General features: G+C 71.3%; 15 protein-coding genes and 1 pseudogene. 9 read left to right on the forward strand and 7 right to left on the reverse strand.

Features of this window, described 5'->3' with window-relative positions; genetic code table 11:
* The first annotated feature begins 42 nt into the window (after window positions 1–42).
* Window positions 43–2,976: an AAA family ATPase gene (locus ACWDAG_RS10845; RefSeq protein ID WP_450695258.1), complete on the forward strand. Its 2,934-nt coding sequence runs from the start codon at window positions 43–45 to the stop codon at window positions 2,974–2,976.
* Window positions 2,977–3,115: 139 nt separating this feature from the next.
* Window positions 3,116–4,747: a S53 family peptidase gene (locus ACWDAG_RS10850; RefSeq protein WP_450695259.1), complete on the forward strand. Its 1,632-nt coding sequence runs from the start codon at window positions 3,116–3,118 to the stop codon at window positions 4,745–4,747.
* Window positions 4,748–4,850: 103 nt separating this feature from the next.
* Here ACWDAG_RS10850 and ACWDAG_RS10855 read toward each other — a convergent pair whose 3' ends face one another.
* Window positions 4,851–6,062 carry a cytochrome P450 gene (locus ACWDAG_RS10855; protein ID WP_450695260.1) on the reverse strand — a complete coding sequence of 404 codons (1,212 nt, stop codon included), beginning with the start codon at window positions 6,060–6,062 and terminating at the stop codon, window positions 4,851–4,853.
* A 113-nt stretch (window positions 6,063–6,175) separates the two neighbouring features.
* On the opposite strand from ACWDAG_RS10855, the gene ACWDAG_RS10860 reads away from it, so the two are divergent.
* From ACWDAG_RS10860 to ACWDAG_RS10880, 5 genes and pseudogenes are all read left to right on the forward strand, one after another.
* Window positions 6,176–6,835 (forward strand): TetR/AcrR family transcriptional regulator, encoded by a 660-nt coding sequence (locus ACWDAG_RS10860; RefSeq protein WP_450695261.1) that lies wholly within the window; start codon window positions 6,176–6,178, stop codon window positions 6,833–6,835.
* Window positions 6,836–7,182: pseudogene (locus tag ACWDAG_RS10865) on the forward strand (amidohydrolase family protein); the annotation flags it as partial.
* Window positions 7,183–7,247: 65 nt separating this feature from the next.
* Window positions 7,248–7,820, forward strand: coding sequence for a MarR family winged helix-turn-helix transcriptional regulator (locus ACWDAG_RS10870; protein WP_450695262.1), 573 nt, complete (start codon window positions 7,248–7,250; stop codon window positions 7,818–7,820).
* A gap of 70 nt (window positions 7,821–7,890) precedes the next feature.
* A complete protein-coding gene (locus ACWDAG_RS10875; RefSeq protein ID WP_450695263.1) occupies window positions 7,891–8,601 on the forward strand; it encodes a type 1 glutamine amidotransferase in 711 nt (236 codons plus the stop codon).
* Window positions 8,602–8,818: 217 nt separating this feature from the next.
* Window positions 8,819–10,198: a Tat pathway signal sequence domain protein gene (locus tag ACWDAG_RS10880; RefSeq protein ID WP_450695264.1), complete on the forward strand. Its 1,380-nt coding sequence runs from the start codon at window positions 8,819–8,821 to the stop codon at window positions 10,196–10,198.
* A 40-nt stretch (window positions 10,199–10,238) separates the two neighbouring features.
* On the opposite strand, the gene ACWDAG_RS10885 is transcribed toward ACWDAG_RS10880, so the two are convergent.
* From ACWDAG_RS10885 to ACWDAG_RS10905, 5 genes are read right to left on the reverse strand one after another with little or no spacing between them, the layout of a single operon-like run.
* A complete protein-coding gene (locus ACWDAG_RS10885) occupies window positions 10,239–10,586 on the reverse strand; it encodes a hypothetical protein (RefSeq protein ID WP_450695265.1) in 348 nt (115 codons plus the stop codon).
* 59 nt (window positions 10,587–10,645) lie between these two features.
* On the reverse strand, window positions 10,646–11,923 hold the full coding sequence (locus ACWDAG_RS10890; protein ID WP_450695266.1) for an NAD(P)/FAD-dependent oxidoreductase: 1,278 nt from the start codon (window positions 11,921–11,923) through the stop codon (window positions 10,646–10,648).
* Window positions 11,920–12,714: an amino acid ABC transporter ATP-binding protein gene (locus ACWDAG_RS10895; protein ID WP_450695267.1), complete on the reverse strand. Its 795-nt coding sequence runs from the start codon at window positions 12,712–12,714 to the stop codon at window positions 11,920–11,922. The genes ACWDAG_RS10890 and ACWDAG_RS10895 overlap by 4 nt, the downstream gene beginning before the upstream one ends.
* Complete coding sequence (locus tag ACWDAG_RS10900) at window positions 12,711–13,466, reverse strand: amino acid ABC transporter permease (RefSeq protein WP_450695268.1); 756 nt, start codon at window positions 13,464–13,466, stop codon at window positions 12,711–12,713. The genes ACWDAG_RS10895 and ACWDAG_RS10900 overlap by 4 nt, the downstream gene beginning before the upstream one ends.
* 10 nt (window positions 13,467–13,476) lie before the next feature.
* On the reverse strand, window positions 13,477–14,409 hold the full coding sequence (locus ACWDAG_RS10905) for a substrate-binding periplasmic protein (protein WP_450695269.1): 933 nt from the start codon (window positions 14,407–14,409) through the stop codon (window positions 13,477–13,479).
* Window positions 14,410–14,614: 205 nt separating this feature from the next.
* On the opposite strand from ACWDAG_RS10905, the gene ACWDAG_RS10910 reads away from it, so the two are divergent.
* Together ACWDAG_RS10910 and ACWDAG_RS10915 are read left to right on the forward strand one after the other, a co-directional pair.
* Entirely contained in the window at window positions 14,615–15,796 is a 1,182-nt protein-coding gene (locus ACWDAG_RS10910) for a CdaR family transcriptional regulator (protein WP_450695270.1), read from the forward strand.
* Window positions 15,797–15,901: 105 nt separating this feature from the next.
* The gene (locus ACWDAG_RS10915) at window positions 15,902–17,074 is read left to right on the forward strand and encodes an acyl-CoA dehydrogenase family protein (protein ID WP_450695271.1); all 1,173 of its coding nucleotides are present in this window, start codon (window positions 15,902–15,904) and stop codon (window positions 17,072–17,074) included.
* Between the two features lie 17 nt (window positions 17,075–17,091).
* On the opposite strand, the gene ACWDAG_RS10920 is transcribed toward ACWDAG_RS10915, so the two are convergent.
* Window positions 17,092–17,934 carry an SMP-30/gluconolactonase/LRE family protein gene (locus tag ACWDAG_RS10920; protein ID WP_450695272.1) on the reverse strand — a complete coding sequence of 281 codons (843 nt, stop codon included), beginning with the start codon at window positions 17,932–17,934 and terminating at the stop codon, window positions 17,092–17,094.
* Window positions 17,935–18,032 lie beyond the last annotated feature (98 nt).

Here is an 18,032-nt window from a genome sequence, read left to right on the forward strand (position 1 = left end):
GACAAGCCGGATCCGCGAAGGTTGTCATGTACACATGCTGCGATGCCCTGGGGCCTGCTGCACTCGCCGCGGGTACCGTCATTGACCGGACGCCGCGCGCTGCTCGACGCCGCCCTGGCCCAGTTGACCGTCCGCCCCGGAGTGCTCTTCCACGGCCCCGCGGGCATCGGCAGGTCCACGCTCCTGGCTGCCGTCTCGGCGTCCCTGGCCACGCAGCACCAGTCATGCACGGTGCTGCACTGCTCGCCCGCCCAGGAGGATGCCCGGCTTCCGTTCGTCGGCCTCATCGACCTGTTCGCGCGGGTGCCGCAGAGCTGCCTGCAGGCCCTGGCGCCCGCACCCCGGGCAGCACTGCGGGCGGTCCTGCTGCGCGGCCCGGAACCGGCCGACGACCAGAGCCGCCTGGCGGTGCGCGTCGCCGTGGTCGAAGTGCTGCGCACCCTCGCCGCGACCGGCCCCGTACTGCTGGTCGTCGACGACCTCCAGTGGCTCGACGAGCCGAGCGCCGAGGTGCTCGCGTTCACCGTACGGCGCCTCGAAGGCATCGACGTCCGGGTGGTGGCCGCCGAGCGGGTGGCCGAGGGCGAGCAGGCCGATCGGCTGCGCTGCTGCCCGCCGGGCACCGTCGAACTGCCGGTGCCGCCCATGGCGGACGGCGAGATCGCCCACCTGGTGCGCACGGCCATCGGGGTCGAACTCCCGGCCACCGTGCTGCGGGCGCTCCAGGACACCGCTGCCGGAAACCCGTCGTACGCAATGGAGTTGGGGTGGGCTGCCCCGCGTGATGCGGCGTCCGTCGGCCTGGACCGGGCGCTGCCCGTACCGGGGAGGCTGCGCACCCTGCTGCTGGGCGAGGTGCGTACGCTGCCGGAGGCGGTACGGCACACCCTGCTCGTCTCCGCCGTCGCCGCCCGCCCCAGCCTCACCGTGCTGCGTGCCGCCGGGCTTCCCGACCCCGCCGCGGACCTCGCGGAGGCCGAACGGCTCGGCATCGCGACGGTCGACGCCGACGGGACCGTGCGTTTCAGCCATCCAGTGATCCGAGCCGCCGTCTGCGCCGACGCCCCGGAGTACCTCCGCAGGCAGGCGCACGCCCTGCTCGCCCAAGCGGTCACCGAGCCCGTGGAGCAGGCCCGCCATATCGCTCTCGCGCACCCGTACGAGGACGAGGCCACCGCCCGCACGCTGATGTCCGCGGCCGAGTCCGCCCGACGCGACGGCGCACCCGATGCCGCCTTCGAACTGGCCGGGCTCGCCGCCCGGCGCACTCCCGGCGACCGCCCCGCGGACCGCGCCGACCGGCTGCTGGCCGCGGCCGACTACGCATGCGACGCCGGGCAGTTGGAGGAGGCCGGACAGGCGGCCGAGACCGTGCTCGCCGGGTCGGGCTCGGCACGGCAGCGGGTGCGGGCCCGGCTGGTCCTGCTGCGCAACGCCGGGCAGGCGCTGGGAGGTACCCGTGACCTGATCGAGGAGGGCCTGCGGGACGCCGCCGACGACCCGGAGGCCGAGGGATGGCTGCATCACTGGGCGGCCGTACGTGGGCTGCTGTGCGGGGAGTTGGCCGAGGCGGCCCGGCATGCCCGGCGCGCTGCCCGGCAGGCTGCGCTGGCAGGCGACACCGACACCCGGATCGGCGCCCTCGCCACGCTCGCCCGGGTACAGTCCCTCGCCGGGGAGCCGGCCGCCGCCGGCGCCGCGCTGGAGGAGGCCCTTGCACTGGTCGGCGGCGCCGCCGCCGGACCGGAGAGCTGGGGGCTGGTCCGGATGCGGGCGATCCTCGCCCTGGACTCCGACCAGGTCACCGAGGCCGGGCAGCAGGTCACCGAACTCCTCTCGGACATCGGCGAGTTCGCCGGCGTCGAGGAGGTCATGGCGACCTTGGTGGCGCTGACCCGTATCCAGGTGCGCGCCGGCCACTGCCGGGAGGCACTGCGCACCGCGGCCCGCTGTTCGCACGCCCTGGCCGAGACGGGCGTACAGGCGGCTCCCGCGTTGTACGCGGCGGCGCTCGCGGCGACCGCGGGCGGTTCGGCCGACGAGGCCCGGCGCCTGGCCGAGCAGGCGGTCAGGGCCTCCGAGGCGGACGGCGACCGGCTGTTCCTGCTGCGCGCGCTGGCAGTGCTCGGGCAGGCCGAGCTGCTCCCGGGCGATCCGCGAGGCGCGGCGGCCGCGGCCGAGGCGCTGCACCGCGTCAGGGAGCTCGGCGAGGCGATGGGCGCGGCCGATCCGCCCTTGCTGCACTGGTACGGCGACCTGGCCGAGGCCCTGGTGATCCTGGGCGAGACGGACGCCGCCGGTGCCGTGCTCCACGAGGCCCGCACGCGCGTGTCCTGCGATGCGCCCGGGAGCGTACTGGCGGCTCTGGAACGGGCGGAGGGGCTACGGGAAGCGGGGCTCGGCCGGGCGAAGGAGGGGGCGCTACGGCTGCGTGCCGCGGTGGACCGCCTCCGCCGACTCCCCCTGCCCGTGGAGCTGGTGCGCACCCTGATCGCGCTCGGTGCCGTCGAGCGCCGCTCACGACGCAGGACCGCGGCACGGGCGGCCCTCGGTGAGGCGCTGGAGACCGCGACACGGATCGGCGCCGCTCCGCTGTCGGCACGGGCCGGGGACGAGCTGGCGCGACTGGAGGCCGGGGACCGCAGCGGTGAGACGGGCGCGGGCGCAGCCGAACTCACCCCCACGGAAGCCAGGATCGCCGAACTGGTCGGCGGCGGGGCCACCAACCGCGAGGTCGCCGCGGAGCTGTTCATCAGCGTCAAGACGGTGGAAGGCGCTCTGTCACGGGTCTACCGCAAGCTCGGTGTCCGTTCGCGCACCGCGCTCGCCCATGCGATGGCGGTCGCCGTCATCGCGTCCGGGGCGGCGGCCGTGAACTCCGGCGACGACGACCAGGTCAGGCCCGCAGTACAGGCGATGACGGCAAGTCAGCCGAACCGCATCCGGACGGCCCGTGCGCTCGGCAGCCGCCGCTGACGAGACATCCACCGTTCACGTGACATCAGTTGTTAACACGTGAAGCAAGGGTTCCCCCGCTTATGCGGGTGGGGCTGGTGTTCCTAATTTGAAGCCGTTCCGCTTCCGGGACACCACCCCCACTCTCCGGAGGACCTCCGTGAAGTCACGTCTGAAACTGCTCGGCCTGGTCACCGTGCCCGCCCTGCTCGCCGCCGCCGTACCCGCCGCCTACGCCGCCGGCACCGCCGTTCAGTCGCACCCGACCCGCGCGGCCGTCACCGGAGATGTCCTGAAGGGACTGAACAAGAACGCGACCCGCACGGGCACGGTCTCCGCCGGGAAGCGGATATCGGTGGCGATCAGCCTGACCCCCAGAGACAACAAGGCACTCGACACCTTCATCGCCAAGGTCAGCGATCCGCGGTCGAGTTCCTACGGCCACTACCTGACGAAGCGCCAGTTCGCGGCCCGCTTCGGCCGGACCGACGCCGAGGTCGAGCAGCTCAAGGACTACCTGCGCGCCCAGGGGCTCACCATCGGCACCGTCCACTCGGGCAACCTGCTGGTCGACGCCAGCGGCACCGCCGCCCAGTTGGAGAAGGCCTTCGGCACCAAGCTGTCGACGTGGAAGGACACGGCGTCGGGGCGCTCGTTCTACGCCAACGACAGCGCGCCGACGCTGCCGGCCTCTGTCGCCTCCCTCGTCAGTGACGTGGCCGGTCTCAACAACCGCCTCACCCTGCACCACCAGGCGCCCTCCACCGTCACCCCGCACAACGGACCGGGCGGGGGCTACACCCCGGCCCAGCTCAAGGGCGGCTACAACGTCTCGGGCACGTACACCGGCAGCGGCCAGAAGATCGCGCTGATCGAGTTCGACGGCTTCCAGCAGTCCAACATCACCAAGTACGACACCAACTACAGCCTGGGCTCGCCCACCCCGACCGTGCAGAAGGTCGACGGCGGCTCCGGCGCGCTCGGCGACGGCCAGGTCGAGGTGGAGCTGGACATCGAGGTCCTGCACGCGATCGCCCCCAAGGCCAACGTCACCGTCTTCGAGGGCCCCAACTCCGACGCCGGCGAGGTCGACACCTACCAGGCCATCGTCGACAGCGGCATCCCCACCACCTCGATCAGCTGGGGCGCCGCCGAGAGCGCCCGCACCACCTCCAACATCAACGCGGTGGACGCCGTGTTCAAGGCGGGTGCCGCCCAGGGCCTCGGCTTCTACGCGGCCTCCGGTGACAGCGGCTCCGACGACGCGGGCGACGGCGGCACCTCCGTCGACTACCCGGCCAGCGACCCGTATGTCACCGGCGTCGGCGGCACCAAGCTGACCGTCACTTCGTCCAACGCCTTCAGCAAGGAGGTGGCCTGGTCCGGCGGCGGTGGCGGCAAGTCCTCCGTCTTCAAGATCCCGAGCTGGCAGACCGCGGTGCAGAAGAGCGCCGGCGGCGGCTTCCGCCAGGTGCCGGACGTCTCGGCGCACGCCAACCCCAGCCCCGGCGTCTCGATCTACTCGCAGGGTTCCTGGTCCTCGGTCGGCGGCACCAGCGCCGCGGCCCCCGAGTGGGCGGCGTTCGCGGCCCTGTACAACCAGCAGGCCGCGGCGGCCGGCAAGGCCAACCTGGGCTTCGCCAACCCCGCCCTGTACTCGGCGAGCGGCACCGGCTTCCACGACATCACCAGCGGCAGCAACGGCGCCTACTCCGCGGCCACCGGCTGGGACTTCACCACCGGCTGGGGCTCGTACAACGCCGCGACCCTCGCGAGCAAGCTGCTCGGCTGACCCCTGCCGGCTGAACGCCGCGGCGCGGTCCGGGATCACACCCGGGCCGCGCTGCGGCGTACGTCGGGGCGCTGCTCGGCGACGGGCTGTGCGGGCCTGTTGTTCACCAGGTCACGGGAAGCTCGGTCACACCACCGGTGAGGGTGGTGCGCACCTTGAGTTCGTCGAGCGCCTTGGCGAGCCGGAGACCGGGCAGGCGGCGGGCCAGCGCGGCGAACACGACACGCAGTTCGACGCGCGCCAGGCTCGCTCCGATGCAGAAGTGCACACCGTGGCCGAATCCGAGGTGACCCCGTTCCGGACGGTCGGGGTCGAAGTTCTCGGCGTCCGTGTAGACGGACGCGTCGCGGTTGGCGGAGTTGACCGAAAGGATCACGGCGTCGCCGCGGCGGATGGTGACACCGGCGACGTCGAGGTCGGTGTGGGCGTAGCGCAGCAGACCGAGGTCGCCCGGCGCGCCCATGCGCATGATCTCCTCCACGGTGGCGTTGACCCGGCCGGCGGGGTCGGCGGTCAGCGCCTGCCACTGGTCGCGGTGGGTGAGCAGGAAGAGCGTGCCCAGGCCGATGCGGTTGACGGTGGTCTCGTGCCCGGCGAACAGCAGCCCGACACAGAGGCGGATCATCTCGTCGTAGTCGTAGTCCGGGTCGGTGCTCTGGGCGCGGACGATGTCGGAGATGACGTCCTCGCCGGTCCCTGCGCGTTTGGTCTCGGCGAGTTCGGTCATGTAGCGGCTGAACTCGTCCCGTGCCTGGTGGGCTGCGTCGCCGATGGCGTAGTCGGCCATGCGCTCCGACAGCGAGGCGAAGTACTCGTGGTCGTCCTGGGGCACCCCGAGCAGCCGGCAGATGACCGCGACCGGCAGCGGGAAGGCCAGCCCGGCGTGCAGGTCGACGACGCCGTCGGGGGCGGTGTCGTGCTCGGTGAGCAGTCGGTCGATGCAGTCGTCGACCAGGTCTTGCACATGGCCGGAGAGCATCTGCATCCGCTTGGCCGAGAAGGCCGGCGTCAGCAGCCTGCGCATCCGGGTGTGGTCGGCCTCCTCGGTGTCGTAGTTGCCCGAGGGCCCGTCCAGTACCGCGGCGGAGGTGATGCGTGACGCCCGTTCCGGCTGGGGATGGGAGCGGCCGAGCCGCTTGTCGCCGAGCAGGTCTCGGACCTCGTCGAAGCGGGTGACCAGCCAGGCCGGATCCCCGGCCGGTGTGGTGACCGGCGTGACCGGTACCTCCCGGCGCAGCACCTCGTAAAGCGGCGCGAGGTCCAGGACGTTCGGTCGGGTGAAGGGCAGCTGCGGACGCTCGGCGGCAACGCTCATGGCTCTCCTCCGGTGATCTTCCGGTGGTTCGACCGTAGCAGTTTATTGTCAGTCACTGCCAATAAAGTTTGCGCCAATCGGCCTGCCTCATCAGGGGTGTCTAAGATCGGCCGATGGAGGACTTCAGAGTGGGCGGTGGCCGTGCACCCCGCCGGGGGCGGCCGCCGGTGAGCGACGAGCAGCGCGAGCGGCAACGCCTGGACATCTCACGTCACACGGTCCGGCTGTTCGCCGCGCAGGGCGTGGCCGCCACCTCCGGCGAGCAGATCGCACGGGCGGCCGGAGTCTCCGAACGCACGCTGTGGCGCCACTTCCGCACCAAGGAAAGCTGTGTTGAGCCCCTGCTCACGAAGATGATCGACGCCTTCCGGGCGGTCCTGCACGGCTGGCCCGCCGGCACCGACCTCACGGAGCATCTGCGAGCGGCCTACCGCCCCGTCCTCGAATCGTCGTCCAGCACGGACATCGAGACGGTTCACGCCGTGGTCCGGCTGACCCGCGACGAACCCGCGCTGCGTGCGGCCTACCTCATGCTCCGGGAGCGCGCGGAGGACACGTTCGCCGAAGTGCTCGCCGAACGCACCGGCCTGCCGGCTGACGCGTTCGAGGTCCGCGCCCAGGCCGCCGCCGTGAACGCCGTACTCAAAGTGGCGGCCGACCACTTCGCCGACGACACGGCCGAGACCGGCATCACCCCTGAAACCCTGCACCGGCACCGCGAACAACTCGCGGGGGTGCTCAGCCTGGTCACCCGGGGGATCTCGGCCCCCTGAAGGGGTGCCCTCGACGGCGGCGCGGCGGTCTGCGCCAGTTCGGACGCACCGATCACCGAGCCCGACTGGCGGCAGGGGTGGCCGCGATGATGCTGCGGGAGTCGAAGGCGAGCGGCCGGCCCGGCGGCCCCGAGCAGTGCGTGGGCCTCGCCGAGGCCGTGCGGGCGTAGACGGTCAACGCGGCCCGGCAGGACTTCGCGGAGGAGTGGAAAGGCACGGTCGAGTCCGCCAAGGTCGCGGACCTGTGCGTCCTGGACCGCCCGCTGCTGGGTCTGGATCCGCACGCGATCACGGACGCGGAGGTGGACCTGACGGTGTTCGACGGGCGCATCGTCCACGAACGCTGACGCCCTTCGTGATTCTCTTCGTACAATTTGAGTCCGAACGGTCAATGAAGAGCGAGGGAGCGCCCGTGCCCGGCCAGCGATCCATCATCGAAGCCGAGAAGCTCGCCGCGGCGAAGCTCGGCGGCATCCCGATACGACGGGACCAGATGGCCGCCGTGGCCAACATCTACCGGGCCGCCTCCGCCGTGCGTCAGCACGTGGAGAACTCGGTGCTGCGCGGCTCCGACCTGACCTGGACGGCGTTCGTCGTGCTGTGGGTCGTATGGGTGTGGGGCGAGTCGGAGACCCGGCACGTGGCCGAGGAGGCGGGCATCTCCAAGGGCACCCTGACCGGGGTCTCGCGGACCCTGGAGTCCCGCGGACTGGTCAGGCGGGCGGGCCACCCGTCGGACGGCCGCCTGGTGCTGCTCAGCCTCACCGACGAGGGTGAGCGGCTGATGCAGCGGCTGTTCCCGGCCTTCAACGAGGAAGAGGCCTTCGTCACCGGCCAGTTGACGGACGAGGAGTGCCGGACCCTGGCGGAGGGCCTGCGGCGCGTGGTGATCCAGGTGGAGGAGAACGGCGAGGAGCGCCGCCGGTCCCTCCTCAACGGCGCCCAGCCGGCACCCCGGCGGAGTGGCCGACGGGCGAAGGGCTGAGTTCTCTATTATTTGAGAACTCAAACAACACGTTTCGAAGAGGCCCGCCGAGATCCAAGGAGCCGCCACCGTGCGCGCACTCGTCGTCCAGCACGACCACACGACAGAACCGGGGCTGGTCGGTGCCCGCCTCGTGGAGCGCGGTTACGACCTCAAGGCCGTGACCGTCGTGCCCGAGCACCGTCATCACACCCCGGACGTCGCCTTCGACTTCCCCGAGGCCGCCGACTGGGATCTCGTCGTCTCGCTCGGCGCGCCCTGGTCGGTGTACGACGAGACAGCCATAGGCAGTTGGATCGGCGGTGAGCTCGCGCTGCTGCGCAAGGCCCACCACCTCGGCATACCGGTGCTCGGCGTCTGCTTCGGCGCCCAGGCACTGACCACCGCCCTCGGCGGCTCGGTCGAGCCGTCGCCGCGTCCGGAGATCGGCTGGACCGAGATCGACACGTACGACCCCTCGCTCGTGGGCCGGGGCCCCTGGATGCAGTGGCACTACGACCGGTGCGTACTGCCGCCGGGCGCCGAGGAGTTGGCGCGGAACGAGGTGGGCGTGCAGGCGTTCCGGGTCGGGCGGAGCCTCGGAGTGCAGTTCCATCCGGAGATCACGATGTGGATGCTGCGTGGGTGGCTGGCGAACGGTGGTGAAGAGCAGGCGCTGCGGCATGGCGTCGACCCCGGCGAACTCCTTGCCCGTAGCGGCGACTTGGAGCCGACCGCCCGGGCGAACGCCCGCAATCTGGTCGACGCGTTCCTCGATCGGGTGGCGGGCGCGACGGACTGACGCAGGCCGCGGCGGGCAGACCCCAGCCGCCGGCCGACCTGTTGACCGATATGGCTTTGCCCCCCGCCTCGTGGAGGTCATCCCGCCAGCGGGGTACGGGGAGTTCACCGCGCATCACCTTGACCACCACCGCCCGCACCAGCAGACTATGGCCTCTTGAGAGCGCTCTCAAACTTGGCTCTCGAACCGAGCGTCACCGACCCCGAGGAGAGCACCCATGGCCGAGATCGCCCGTCGGACGATCATCGGGGCCGGGAGCGCCGCTGCCGCCCTGGCCGTGCTCGGAAGCGGCACGGCTCGCGCGGTCACCGGCTCAACTCCCGCCGCCGAGGCGGAAGTTGCCCGGGTGCGCGGCTATGGCTTCCTCGCTGCGGCCATGGACGGCTATCCGGATCACGGCAGCATCCGTCTGGCCCAGAGCTACAGCGATCAGGCCGGGCTCTTCAGCACGGCGTTCACGTACGACAACGCCCTCGCGATACTGGCCCACCTCGCCCACTCCGGGCCCGGACCGCGCGCCAGAGCCATCGCCCTCGGGGACGCCCTTCTCTACGCACAGACCCACGACCCGCAGCACGCGGACGGCAGGCTCCGGCAGGCCTACAACGTGGGACCGTATGTCTTCTACGACGGTTCACCGCAGCCGGACGGCTTTGTGCGGGCGGACGGCACCGTGAACGTCGGCATCCAGTTCGGCTTCACCGGTACGGCCGTCGGTGACATGGCCTGGGCGGGCATCGCGCTGGCGGCGCTGGCCGCCCGCACGGGGGCGGCGCGGTTTCTGACGGGTGCCGTGCGGATCGGCGAGTGGGTGGAGGCGCACGGCCGCACCGACGAGCCGCTGGGCGGCTACAAGTTCGGCGTCGACGGCAGCGATCAGAAGCTTCCCTTCACCTCCACCGAGCACAACATCGATCTGACCTGCCTCTTCGCGCGTCTCGCCCGACTCACCGGGGACGACGTCTGGCTGGAGCGGCAGGCCCGCGCGCGGGCGTTCCTCGACAAGATGTGGAACGAGTCCGGCGGCTTCTTCCACACCGGCACCAACGACGGCGTCACCGTCAACACCTCGCCGGTGCCCGAGGACACCCAGACCTGGAGCTATCTGTCCCTCCACGACCGCCGCCGCGCCCGCTCGGTGGACTGGGCGACAGCCGGCCTCTCGGTGCTGGACACCGCCGACCGACCCAACAGCACGGTCCCGGCGGGGCAGTCGTACGAAGGTGTCACCTTCAGCTCGGCATCCCTCCTCGCGGACGAGAGCTCGCCCATCGCAGCCTCCCAGCCCAAGCCCGACCGCAACGGCGTGTGGTTCGAGGGCACCGCCCACCTCGCCCTGGCCCTGCGGGAGCGCTGCGCGAGTGGTGACGAACGCCGGGCCGCGCGCCTCATCGCCTCCATCGAGCGAGCCCAGGACCAGCTCGGCACGGGCCAGACGGTGGGGAGCAAGGCCCTGCCCGAACGGTCGGGAGTGGTCTCGGCCAGCAGTCCCTTGGACACCGGTTTCGGCTTCGGCTACTACCCGTACCGGCACGTCGGCGCCACGGCCTGGTATCTGCTGGCGGTGGCCCGTGCCAATCCGCTGCGGGGACACTGAACCGCCCCGGGCAGCTGCCCGGTCGCTGCGGAGACCCCCGTCATCCGCTCGCTGGACCCTTCTGCTGCCCGCCGACGAACGCCAGGGCCTCCCGCGCAAGGGGTGACCAGTCCAGGGCGGACTCCGGGGAGAGAGCGAACCACTCCTTCATGGGCGTGCCCTTGTTGGCGTCGAAGTTGTCCCCCTCGTCCGCGTCGACCAGCGCGTCCACCCGCTCCTTGGGCAGCTTCACGACCAGCTGCCCGCGGACGAGCATCGCGAAGATCTTGCCGTGCACGCGCAGCGCGCTCCGGCCGAAGCCGGAGCCGGAGCCGCTGGGAGGAGTGACCCCGGGGAGGCCCAGCAGTTCGCTCACCAGGTCGTCGAAACGCTCCTCGGCCGGCGTCATACGGCTCCTCCCGGGTCCTGCGGCGAGACCGGTACGCAGCCCACTGAATCACGTCGGCATCAGTGGCGCAGCCTGTCGAAGCGGAACGGTTCCAGGGTTTCGGGGCGTCGGCCTGTGCGGACGTACTCGGTGAGTCGGCGCCCGGTGACCGGTCCCAGCGTGACGCCGAGCATGCCGTGTCCGGTGGCCACGAAGGCGTTGGCGTGGCCGGGGACGCGGTCGATGACCGGAAGGCCGTCGGGGAGGAAGGGGCGGCCTCCGACCCAGGGGTCACGGATCAGGCCGACCAGGTCGTCCGGGTCGTCGAACCAGTGGCCCAGGTAGTGCCGGCTCGCGAGGGCGACGGCGACGACGCGGCGCCAGTCGAGACGGTTGTTGTTGCCGCTCAGCTCCATCGTGCCGCCGATCCGCGTCGTGCCGCCGATCGGTGAGGCAACGGCCCGGCGTTCGCCGAAGTACAGGGTGTGCCGGGGGGCGGGGTCCAGATCCACGGAGAAGCTGTAGCCCTTGCCCGCCTGGAGGGGCAGCGGGTGTCCCAGCGTGCCCAGGAGGTCGGCGGAGCGCATGCCGGCCGCGATCACGACGGCCTCGCACGGCATCTCGCCCAAGGTGGTGCGCACCGCCGCGACTCGGCCCCCATCGGTCCCCCTGCTGGTCCTGAACCCCACCGCCTCCGCGTTCTCGTGGACCTTCACACCGGCCGCAGCCAGCGCCTGTCCGAGCCCGAGGGCGAATGCCTCCGGGTCGACCAACCCCTCCCCCTCCACGAGATACGCCGCGCGCACCCCGAACGACAGCGCGTCGTCGAGGAGACGGGCCTCGTCCCCGGTGGTGACATCGTCGGGCAACGGGTAGCGGCCGTCGGCCATCTCCCGTTGTACGGCGAGGTGGTGGCGGGCCTCTGCCGGGGAGAGGAAGGCGTGGACCATGCCGGGGCGGGCCAGAGTGGTGTCGACTCCGGCGTCGCGCAGGCCGTCGAAGAGGTCGAAGGTGGAGCGGTTCAGCTCGGCGATCGCCGCGTAGCCGCGCCGGAAGGCGGCCGGGGTGCTGCTGCGCCAGAACCGCCACAACCAGCGCACGAAGGCCGGGTCGGGCAGGGGACGCAGATACAGGGGTGAGTCCGGCCGGCCCAGGGAGCGCAGTGCGTACCGGACGACGCCCGGGGCGGGGACCGGCGTCGAGTGGCTGAGGCAGACCCAGCCCGCATTGCCCCGGGACACTCCGGAAGCCAGGCCGCGCCGTTCGACGACCTCCACCGCGAGGCCTGCCTCGGCCAGGTAGTACGCGGTGCACAGTCCGACGACACCGCCACCGAGGACCACCACGGGCGCGGTCATGACGCCGACTCGTAGGAGGCGAGGAACTCCCGGGTGCGGGCCCGGGCGGGGCGGTCGAGGACGTCCTGCGGCGCGCCCTCCTCCACGATGCGGCCGCCGTCGACGAAGACGACGTGGTCGGACACCTCGCGGGCGAAGGGCAGTTCGTGGGTGACCAGCAGCATCGTCATGCCGTCGGCGGCCAGTTCGCGCATCACGCCGAGCACTTCACGGGTGGCCTCCGGGTCGAGGGAGGAGGTGGGCTCGTCGAAGAGCAGCACCTCGGGTCGCAGCGCCAACGCCCGGGCGATGGCGACGCGTTGCTGTTCGCCGCCGGAGAGCTGGTCCGGCTGGGCGAGGCCGCGGTGCGCCACGCCGACCCTGCGCAGCAGCGCGACGGCCCGCTCCAGCGCCTCCCGCTCGGGAATGCCGGCCCTGCGCTGCGCCAGCACGACGTTCTCCACGGCGGTGAGATGGGGAAAGAGGTTGAAGCGCTGGAAGACCATGCCGACGGTACGGCGCAGCCGGGGCAGGTCGCGGCACACCATGCGGCCCTCGCTGTGCACCACCTCGCCGGCCACCTCCACCGTTCCCTGGTCGGGGCGTTCGAGGAGGTTGACGCAGCGCATGAGAGTGGTCTTGCCGCCGCCGCTCTGTCCGATGACGCTGACGATGCGGCCGCGGTCGACCTCCAGGTTCACGTGGTCGAGCACCAGGCGGCCGTCGAAGGACTTGCTCAGGCCCTGGATCCGTACGACCGCCTCGGTGGGGGCCGTCGGCGCGTTCCTCGCCGTGGTGACGGGCTCGGTCATACGACCGCCTCCTTCGGGTTGGCTGCCGCGCCGGGGTCGGCGGCGAGCAGCACACCGGCGGCGCGCACCCGGCGCCGTCGCCAGGGGGACAGGGGCACACCGGCGCGTACCTTCCGCTCCAGCAGCAGGAGGAGCTGGGAGAGCGGGTAACAAAGAGCGAAGTAGATGGCCGAGATGACCAGGTACACCTCCAGCGCCCGGAACGTTTCCGAGGTGATGAGCCGGCCCTCCGACATCAGCTCGGCGGCGGACACGGTGACCAGCAGCGAGGTGGACTTGAGCAGGTCGACCAGCATGGTGTTGGTGCCGGGCAGAGCCTGCCGGACGGCCTGCGGAAGGACGACGTGCGCGAAGATGCCCGCCTTCCCGAGTCCGAGCGCCTCGCCCGCCTCGGTCTGTCCGGCGTGCACGCCGCTGATGGCGGAACGGAAGATCTCGGACAGGTAGGCGGCGTAGAAGACGATCAGGCTGAGGCAGCCGGCGCTGAAGACGTCCAGCCGGATCCCGGCCGAGGCCAGGCCGAAGTAGGTCAGGAAGATGATGGCCAGCAGCGGGACGTTCTTGAACACCTCGGTGTAGACGGCGGCGAGGGCCCGCGCCGGCCAGGCCCGGTTCAGCCGGAGCAGCGCCACGGCCAGGCCGAGGAGGACCGCGCCGACGAAGCTGACCAGTGTGTAGGAGACGGTGCGCCAGAGCGCGTCGAGGAGGTCGGACCGGTAGTCGGACCAGGGGACTTGGAAGAGGCCGGACATGTTCGCTCCCTCACTGTCCGATGGACGGCGGCGTCCAGGTGCCGGGCCGGTCCACGCCGCGGCGCGCGGTGGCGACGTCGGCGGCCGGCTTGAGGAACTGCTCCGGGTCGCCGCCGTACTTCTTCACGAGCTTGGCCATCTCGCCGTTGGCGTACATGGCGTCGATCTGCGCGGAGATCGCCTTCTCCAGCTTCGTTGCCTGCTTGGGGAGATAGAAGCCGGTCTGGTACGGCTGGAAGTACGCGTAAGCGGGCTTGGCCTTGACCTCGGCAGCGGTGGGCGGTGTCAGGTACTCCGTCCTGATCTTCAGTTCCGGGCGTTGCTTCTGGGCCGCGATGATGATCAGCGGGTCGAGGAAGCCGACGTCGACACGGCCCGCGCCGAGGTCGTCGAAGACGCCGGTGGCGTCCGGGTAGGCGTGCAGCCTGGCGCCGGGCACGGACTGGATGGACTTCACCCAGACGTAGCCCTCGACGGTGCCGAGGTCGAGGCCCTTGAGGTCGTCGACGGTCTTGTAGGTCTTTCCGCTGCGGACTGCCATCGCCGGGGGCGAGTAGTACGGCGGGTCGGTGAACAGGCCCTGCTTCTGCCGTTCGGCGGACCAGGCGACCCCGCCGATGGTGATGTCCACCCGGCTGGACTGCACTCCGGCGAGCATGCCGGCGAAGTCCGTGACCTGTGGCTTGACTTGCAGGCCGAGCTTCTTGGCGACGTAGGTGAGGATGTCGCCGTCGAGGCCGACGATCTTGTCGCCGTGGACCGTGGTGTAGGGCGCGTACGGCTGGACGGCGACCTTGATGACGCCGGGCGTGAGCGTGCCGAGGGCGGCGGTCTTGGCGGACACGTTCTTCGGGGTGCCATCGCCGTCCGAACTGCAGGCGGCGACGGTGGAAATCATCAGCATCGCGGACAAAGCGACAGCGAGCGAGCGCACACGGATCATCGGCGTGGGCCTTCCGTATCGGCACTGAGGGGGCCCGCCGTTCACCGCGCTGTGCCCTCGGCGGGAGCTTGATTGGGCCCATACGCTAGAGATCGACCGTGCGGTGCGTCACCGTTCACTTCGTACGAACTTGTGGCCGGAATCATGCGATGCCCTGTACGGTGCGTCCAACCCCGGCCCGCTCTCCCCCACGGGAGGAACCGTCGTGCTGAGCCCGTCACTCGCCCAGGAGATCGCCGGGGACACCTCCGCCGTCATCGGCTTCAACGTGCTGATCACCGATGCGGAGGGCATGGTCATCGGCAGCGGTGACAGCAGCCGGGTGGGGTCCTTCCACGAGGCGTCGGTCGAGGTCGTCCGTACACAGGAACCGGCCACGCACAACGCCTCACAGGCCCAGCAGCTGCGCGGGGTACGCCCCGGCGTCACCCTGCCGCTGGTCGCGGGCGGCCAGGCGGTGGGCACCGTCGGGATCACCGGCACCCCCGCCCAGGTGCGCCGCTTCGGACTGCTGGTGAAGCGCCAGACGGAGATCCTGCTGAGGGAGTCCGTGATGCTGCGCTCCCGTCTGCTCTCGGAGCGGGCGGCGGAGAAGCTGCTCGCCGACATCGCCTCCTACGATCCCCAGGTCGTCGAGGGCGACTTCCTCGTCTTCCGTGCCGCCGAACTCGGCTTCGACCTGCGGCTGCGGCGGGTGGCGGTGGCCATCGAGGTGACCGTGCCCGAGGGGGCCGCACGGCGCCGGGCCGGCGGGCCCACCCACGACGTGGCACTGGTCCGCACGGAACTGCTGCGCACCGTCCGCGAGGTCTTCGCCGACCCGCAGGACATCGTCGCCGGTGCGGCGCCCGGGTGGATCGGTGTGCTGCACCGTGTTCCGGCCCGCCGCCGCACGGAGTTGGTCGCCGACTGCCGCCGGGTCGTCGACGTCATCGCCGCGCAGGACGGTCTCACCGCCCGGGTGGGCATCGGCGAGCCCGCCTCCTCGGTGGGCGGCGGTCTGCACGACTCGTACCAGGACGCCTGCGACGCGCTGCGTCTGGGCGGGCGTTCGACGGGGGACTCCCCCGTCCAGCTGATCGCCGATCTGCGGGTCCACCAGGTCCTGGCCGCCGTGAACCAGTCCGCCCGCAACCGCCTGGTCGACCTCACCACCGCGGAGCTGCGCGCCCAGCCGGATTGGCCGGCGCTCCGCGACACGATCACCGCCTGGTGCGAAAGCGGATTCAACCTCGTACGGGCCTCCGCCGCCCTGCACATCCACCGCAACACCGTCGTCTACCGCATGAACAAGATCGAGCAGATCACCGGCCGGCCGTTGCGCGAACACCGCACCACCATGGCCCTCTACCTCGCCTGTCTGGCGGACCGGATGGGCAGTGGCTGACCCGCGTTTCCGTTCAACTCCGGCTGCCGCAGGCGCCGTTGACAGTGCGCGCGATCCGCGTCACGGTGAGGGCTCCGTCGTGCCCGGAGTGCCCGGAGGTCGTCCATGGCTCCGTCGTCAGCACCACGTTCCGACACCGGCATCGTCGAACGCGCCCGCTCGATCGCCCCGTTCATCCGCGAGCACGCACTCCGTACCGAGCAGGAGAGGAGTGTGCCCGGCGAGGTCGTCGCGGCGCTGACGGACGCCGGGATCTACCGGATGAACGTTCCCCGGCGGTACGGCGGTTACCAGACCCGGCCGCGCACCCAGGTCGACACACTGACCGAGATCGCCGCCGCGTGCGGCTCGACCGCCTTCACGGCCCTGATCCAGGCCGGCTGCGCCTTCATCGCTGCGCTCTTCCCCGACGAGACGCAGGACGAGATCTTCACCAGTCCCGACGTACGGGTCGGCGGCACCCTCATCCCGGACGCCACCGCCCTCGCCACGGCCGACGGCTATGTCGTCAACGGCACCTCGGGCTTCGCCACCGGCTGCCGGCACGCCGACTGGCACCTGCTGACGGTTCGCGTGGAATCCGGCGAGGGGCCGCCCGAGGTGCTGTGGACCGCCGTGCCCATGGCCGAGTTGGAGATCCTCGACGACTGGCATGTCTCCGGGCTTGCGGGCAGCGGCAGCAACAGCGTGGTCGCGCGTGACGTCTTCGTGCCCGCGCACCGGGTGCTGCCGGTCGGCCCCCTCCTCAACGGCGAGTTCCCCTCCAAGTCCAACGCCGACGACCCCTTCTACCGGATGCCCGTCCTGCTGATGTTCTGTGCCTGGACGGCCCCGAACGCACTCGGCCTGGCGCGGGCCGCGCTGGAGGAGTTCACCGGGCGGATCCATCGGCGGGGTATCACCTACACGTTCCACCAGCGACAGAACGAGGCGACGGTCACCCATCTCCAGGCCGCCGAGGCGGCGCTGAAGATCTCCTGCGCCGAACTGCTGACCAGCGACTTCGTCGCCCGTATCGAGGCCGGCGAACCCTACGGTCAGGAGGAGCGCGCCAGGATCCGCGCACAGAGCGGCTATGTGGCGCGGCTGTGCAAGGAGGCCGTCGACCTGATCGCCTCCGCCTCCGGGGCGTCCTCACTGCACCGGGAGGTGCCCATCCAGCGGGCGGTGCGCGATGTGCAGGCCCTGAACCTGCACTCCTTCGTCAATCCCGCGACCAATCTGGAGATCTACGGCCGGGTCCTGTCGGGACTCGACGCGGGCACGCCGTTCCTGTGAGGCAGGTGCGGCACCTTCTACGGCCGTCCTGCTCCCGGCACCTCGACCGGCACCGAGAGCACCTGGCCGGTTCCGGGCGCCACCATCTCGGTCTCGGTCATACCCTGCCAGCGGGCCGCGGTGATGAACAGCGTGCGGCGGTCGGGTCCGCCGAGCACACAGGCGAAGGCTCCGCGGTCCAGCTCCACGGTCTCCAGGACGGTGCCGCCTTCCGCGACGCGCACGCACCGCCGGTTGGGCACGTCCGCGTACCAGACGGCGTTCTCCGCGTCGACGCAGATGCCGTCCGGGACGCCCTCGCCCAGATCGGCCCAGACACGCCGGTGCGACAGGGTGCCGTCGGCGCCGATGTCGAAGGCGAGCAGCCGGCGGCGGTAGGAGTCGGCGACGATCAGGGTGGCGTCGTCGGCGGTCACCGCCATGCCGTTGGGAAAGGCGATGTCGTCGGCGACCTCGCGCACCGAGCCGTCGGGCGCGGCCAGGTGGACGGAGCCGGGTTTGACGTCCTCTCCCGCCATCGGGTCGAAGTGGGCGCGGTTGACGTAGGTGTTGCCGCGGCCGTCCACCACGATGTCGTTCCAGCCCGGGATGCCGAGATCGGCGTACTCGACGAGGCTTCCGTCGGGCTCGCGGCGCAGCAGCCGACCCTCCGCGGACGAGACGATCAGCAGTGAGCCGTCGGGCAGCCAGGCGGTGCACAGGGGCAGCGACGGCACCCGCGCGACGACCTCGCTGCGGCCGTCCCCGTCGACGGCGAGAACCTCGCCGTCGGTCCAGTCGGAGAAGTACAGCCGGTCGTCGTGCCAGCGGGGTGACTCGACCAGGCCCCGTCCGGTGAGCAGCGTGGATACATGGGTCATCGTCCTCACAGCCCTGCGCTCGGGCCGGCCCGGTGCCGGCCTCTCACCCTCTACACGAACGAGGGTCCGCCGGATCGACAGCGCGCGGCGACTGTCAG

The organism is Streptomyces sp. NPDC001157, assembly GCF_053598255.1.

Excerpts from the sequence above, each read along its gene's own strand:
- ACWDAG_RS10890 (WP_450695266.1), bottom strand. The coding sequence starts at position 11,923 with ATGACCGCGCCCGTGGTGGTCCTCGGTGGCGGTGTCGTCGGACTGTGC.
- ACWDAG_RS10885 (WP_450695265.1), bottom strand. The coding sequence starts at position 10,586 with ATGACGCCGGCCGAGGAGCGTTTCGACGACCTGGTGAGCGAACTGCTG.
- ACWDAG_RS10905 (WP_450695269.1), bottom strand. The coding sequence starts at position 14,409 with ATGATCCGTGTGCGCTCGCTCGCTGTCGCTTTGTCCGCGATGCTGATG.
- ACWDAG_RS10900 (WP_450695268.1), bottom strand. The coding sequence starts at position 13,466 with ATGTCCGGCCTCTTCCAAGTCCCCTGGTCCGACTACCGGTCCGACCTC.
- ACWDAG_RS10915 (WP_450695271.1), top strand. The coding sequence starts at position 15,902 with ATGGCTCCGTCGTCAGCACCACGTTCCGACACCGGCATCGTCGAACGC.
- ACWDAG_RS10920 (WP_450695272.1), bottom strand. The coding sequence starts at position 17,934 with ATGACCCATGTATCCACGCTGCTCACCGGACGGGGCCTGGTCGAGTCA.
- ACWDAG_RS10880 (WP_450695264.1), top strand. The coding sequence starts at position 8,819 with ATGGCCGAGATCGCCCGTCGGACGATCATCGGGGCCGGGAGCGCCGCT.
- ACWDAG_RS10855 (WP_450695260.1), bottom strand. The coding sequence starts at position 6,062 with ATGAGCGTTGCCGCCGAGCGTCCGCAGCTGCCCTTCACCCGACCGAAC.
- ACWDAG_RS10845 (WP_450695258.1), top strand. The coding sequence starts at position 43 with ATGCCCTGGGGCCTGCTGCACTCGCCGCGGGTACCGTCATTGACCGGA.
- ACWDAG_RS10895 (WP_450695267.1), bottom strand. The coding sequence starts at position 12,714 with ATGACCGAGCCCGTCACCACGGCGAGGAACGCGCCGACGGCCCCCACC.
- ACWDAG_RS10860 (WP_450695261.1), top strand. The coding sequence starts at position 6,176 with ATGGAGGACTTCAGAGTGGGCGGTGGCCGTGCACCCCGCCGGGGGCGG.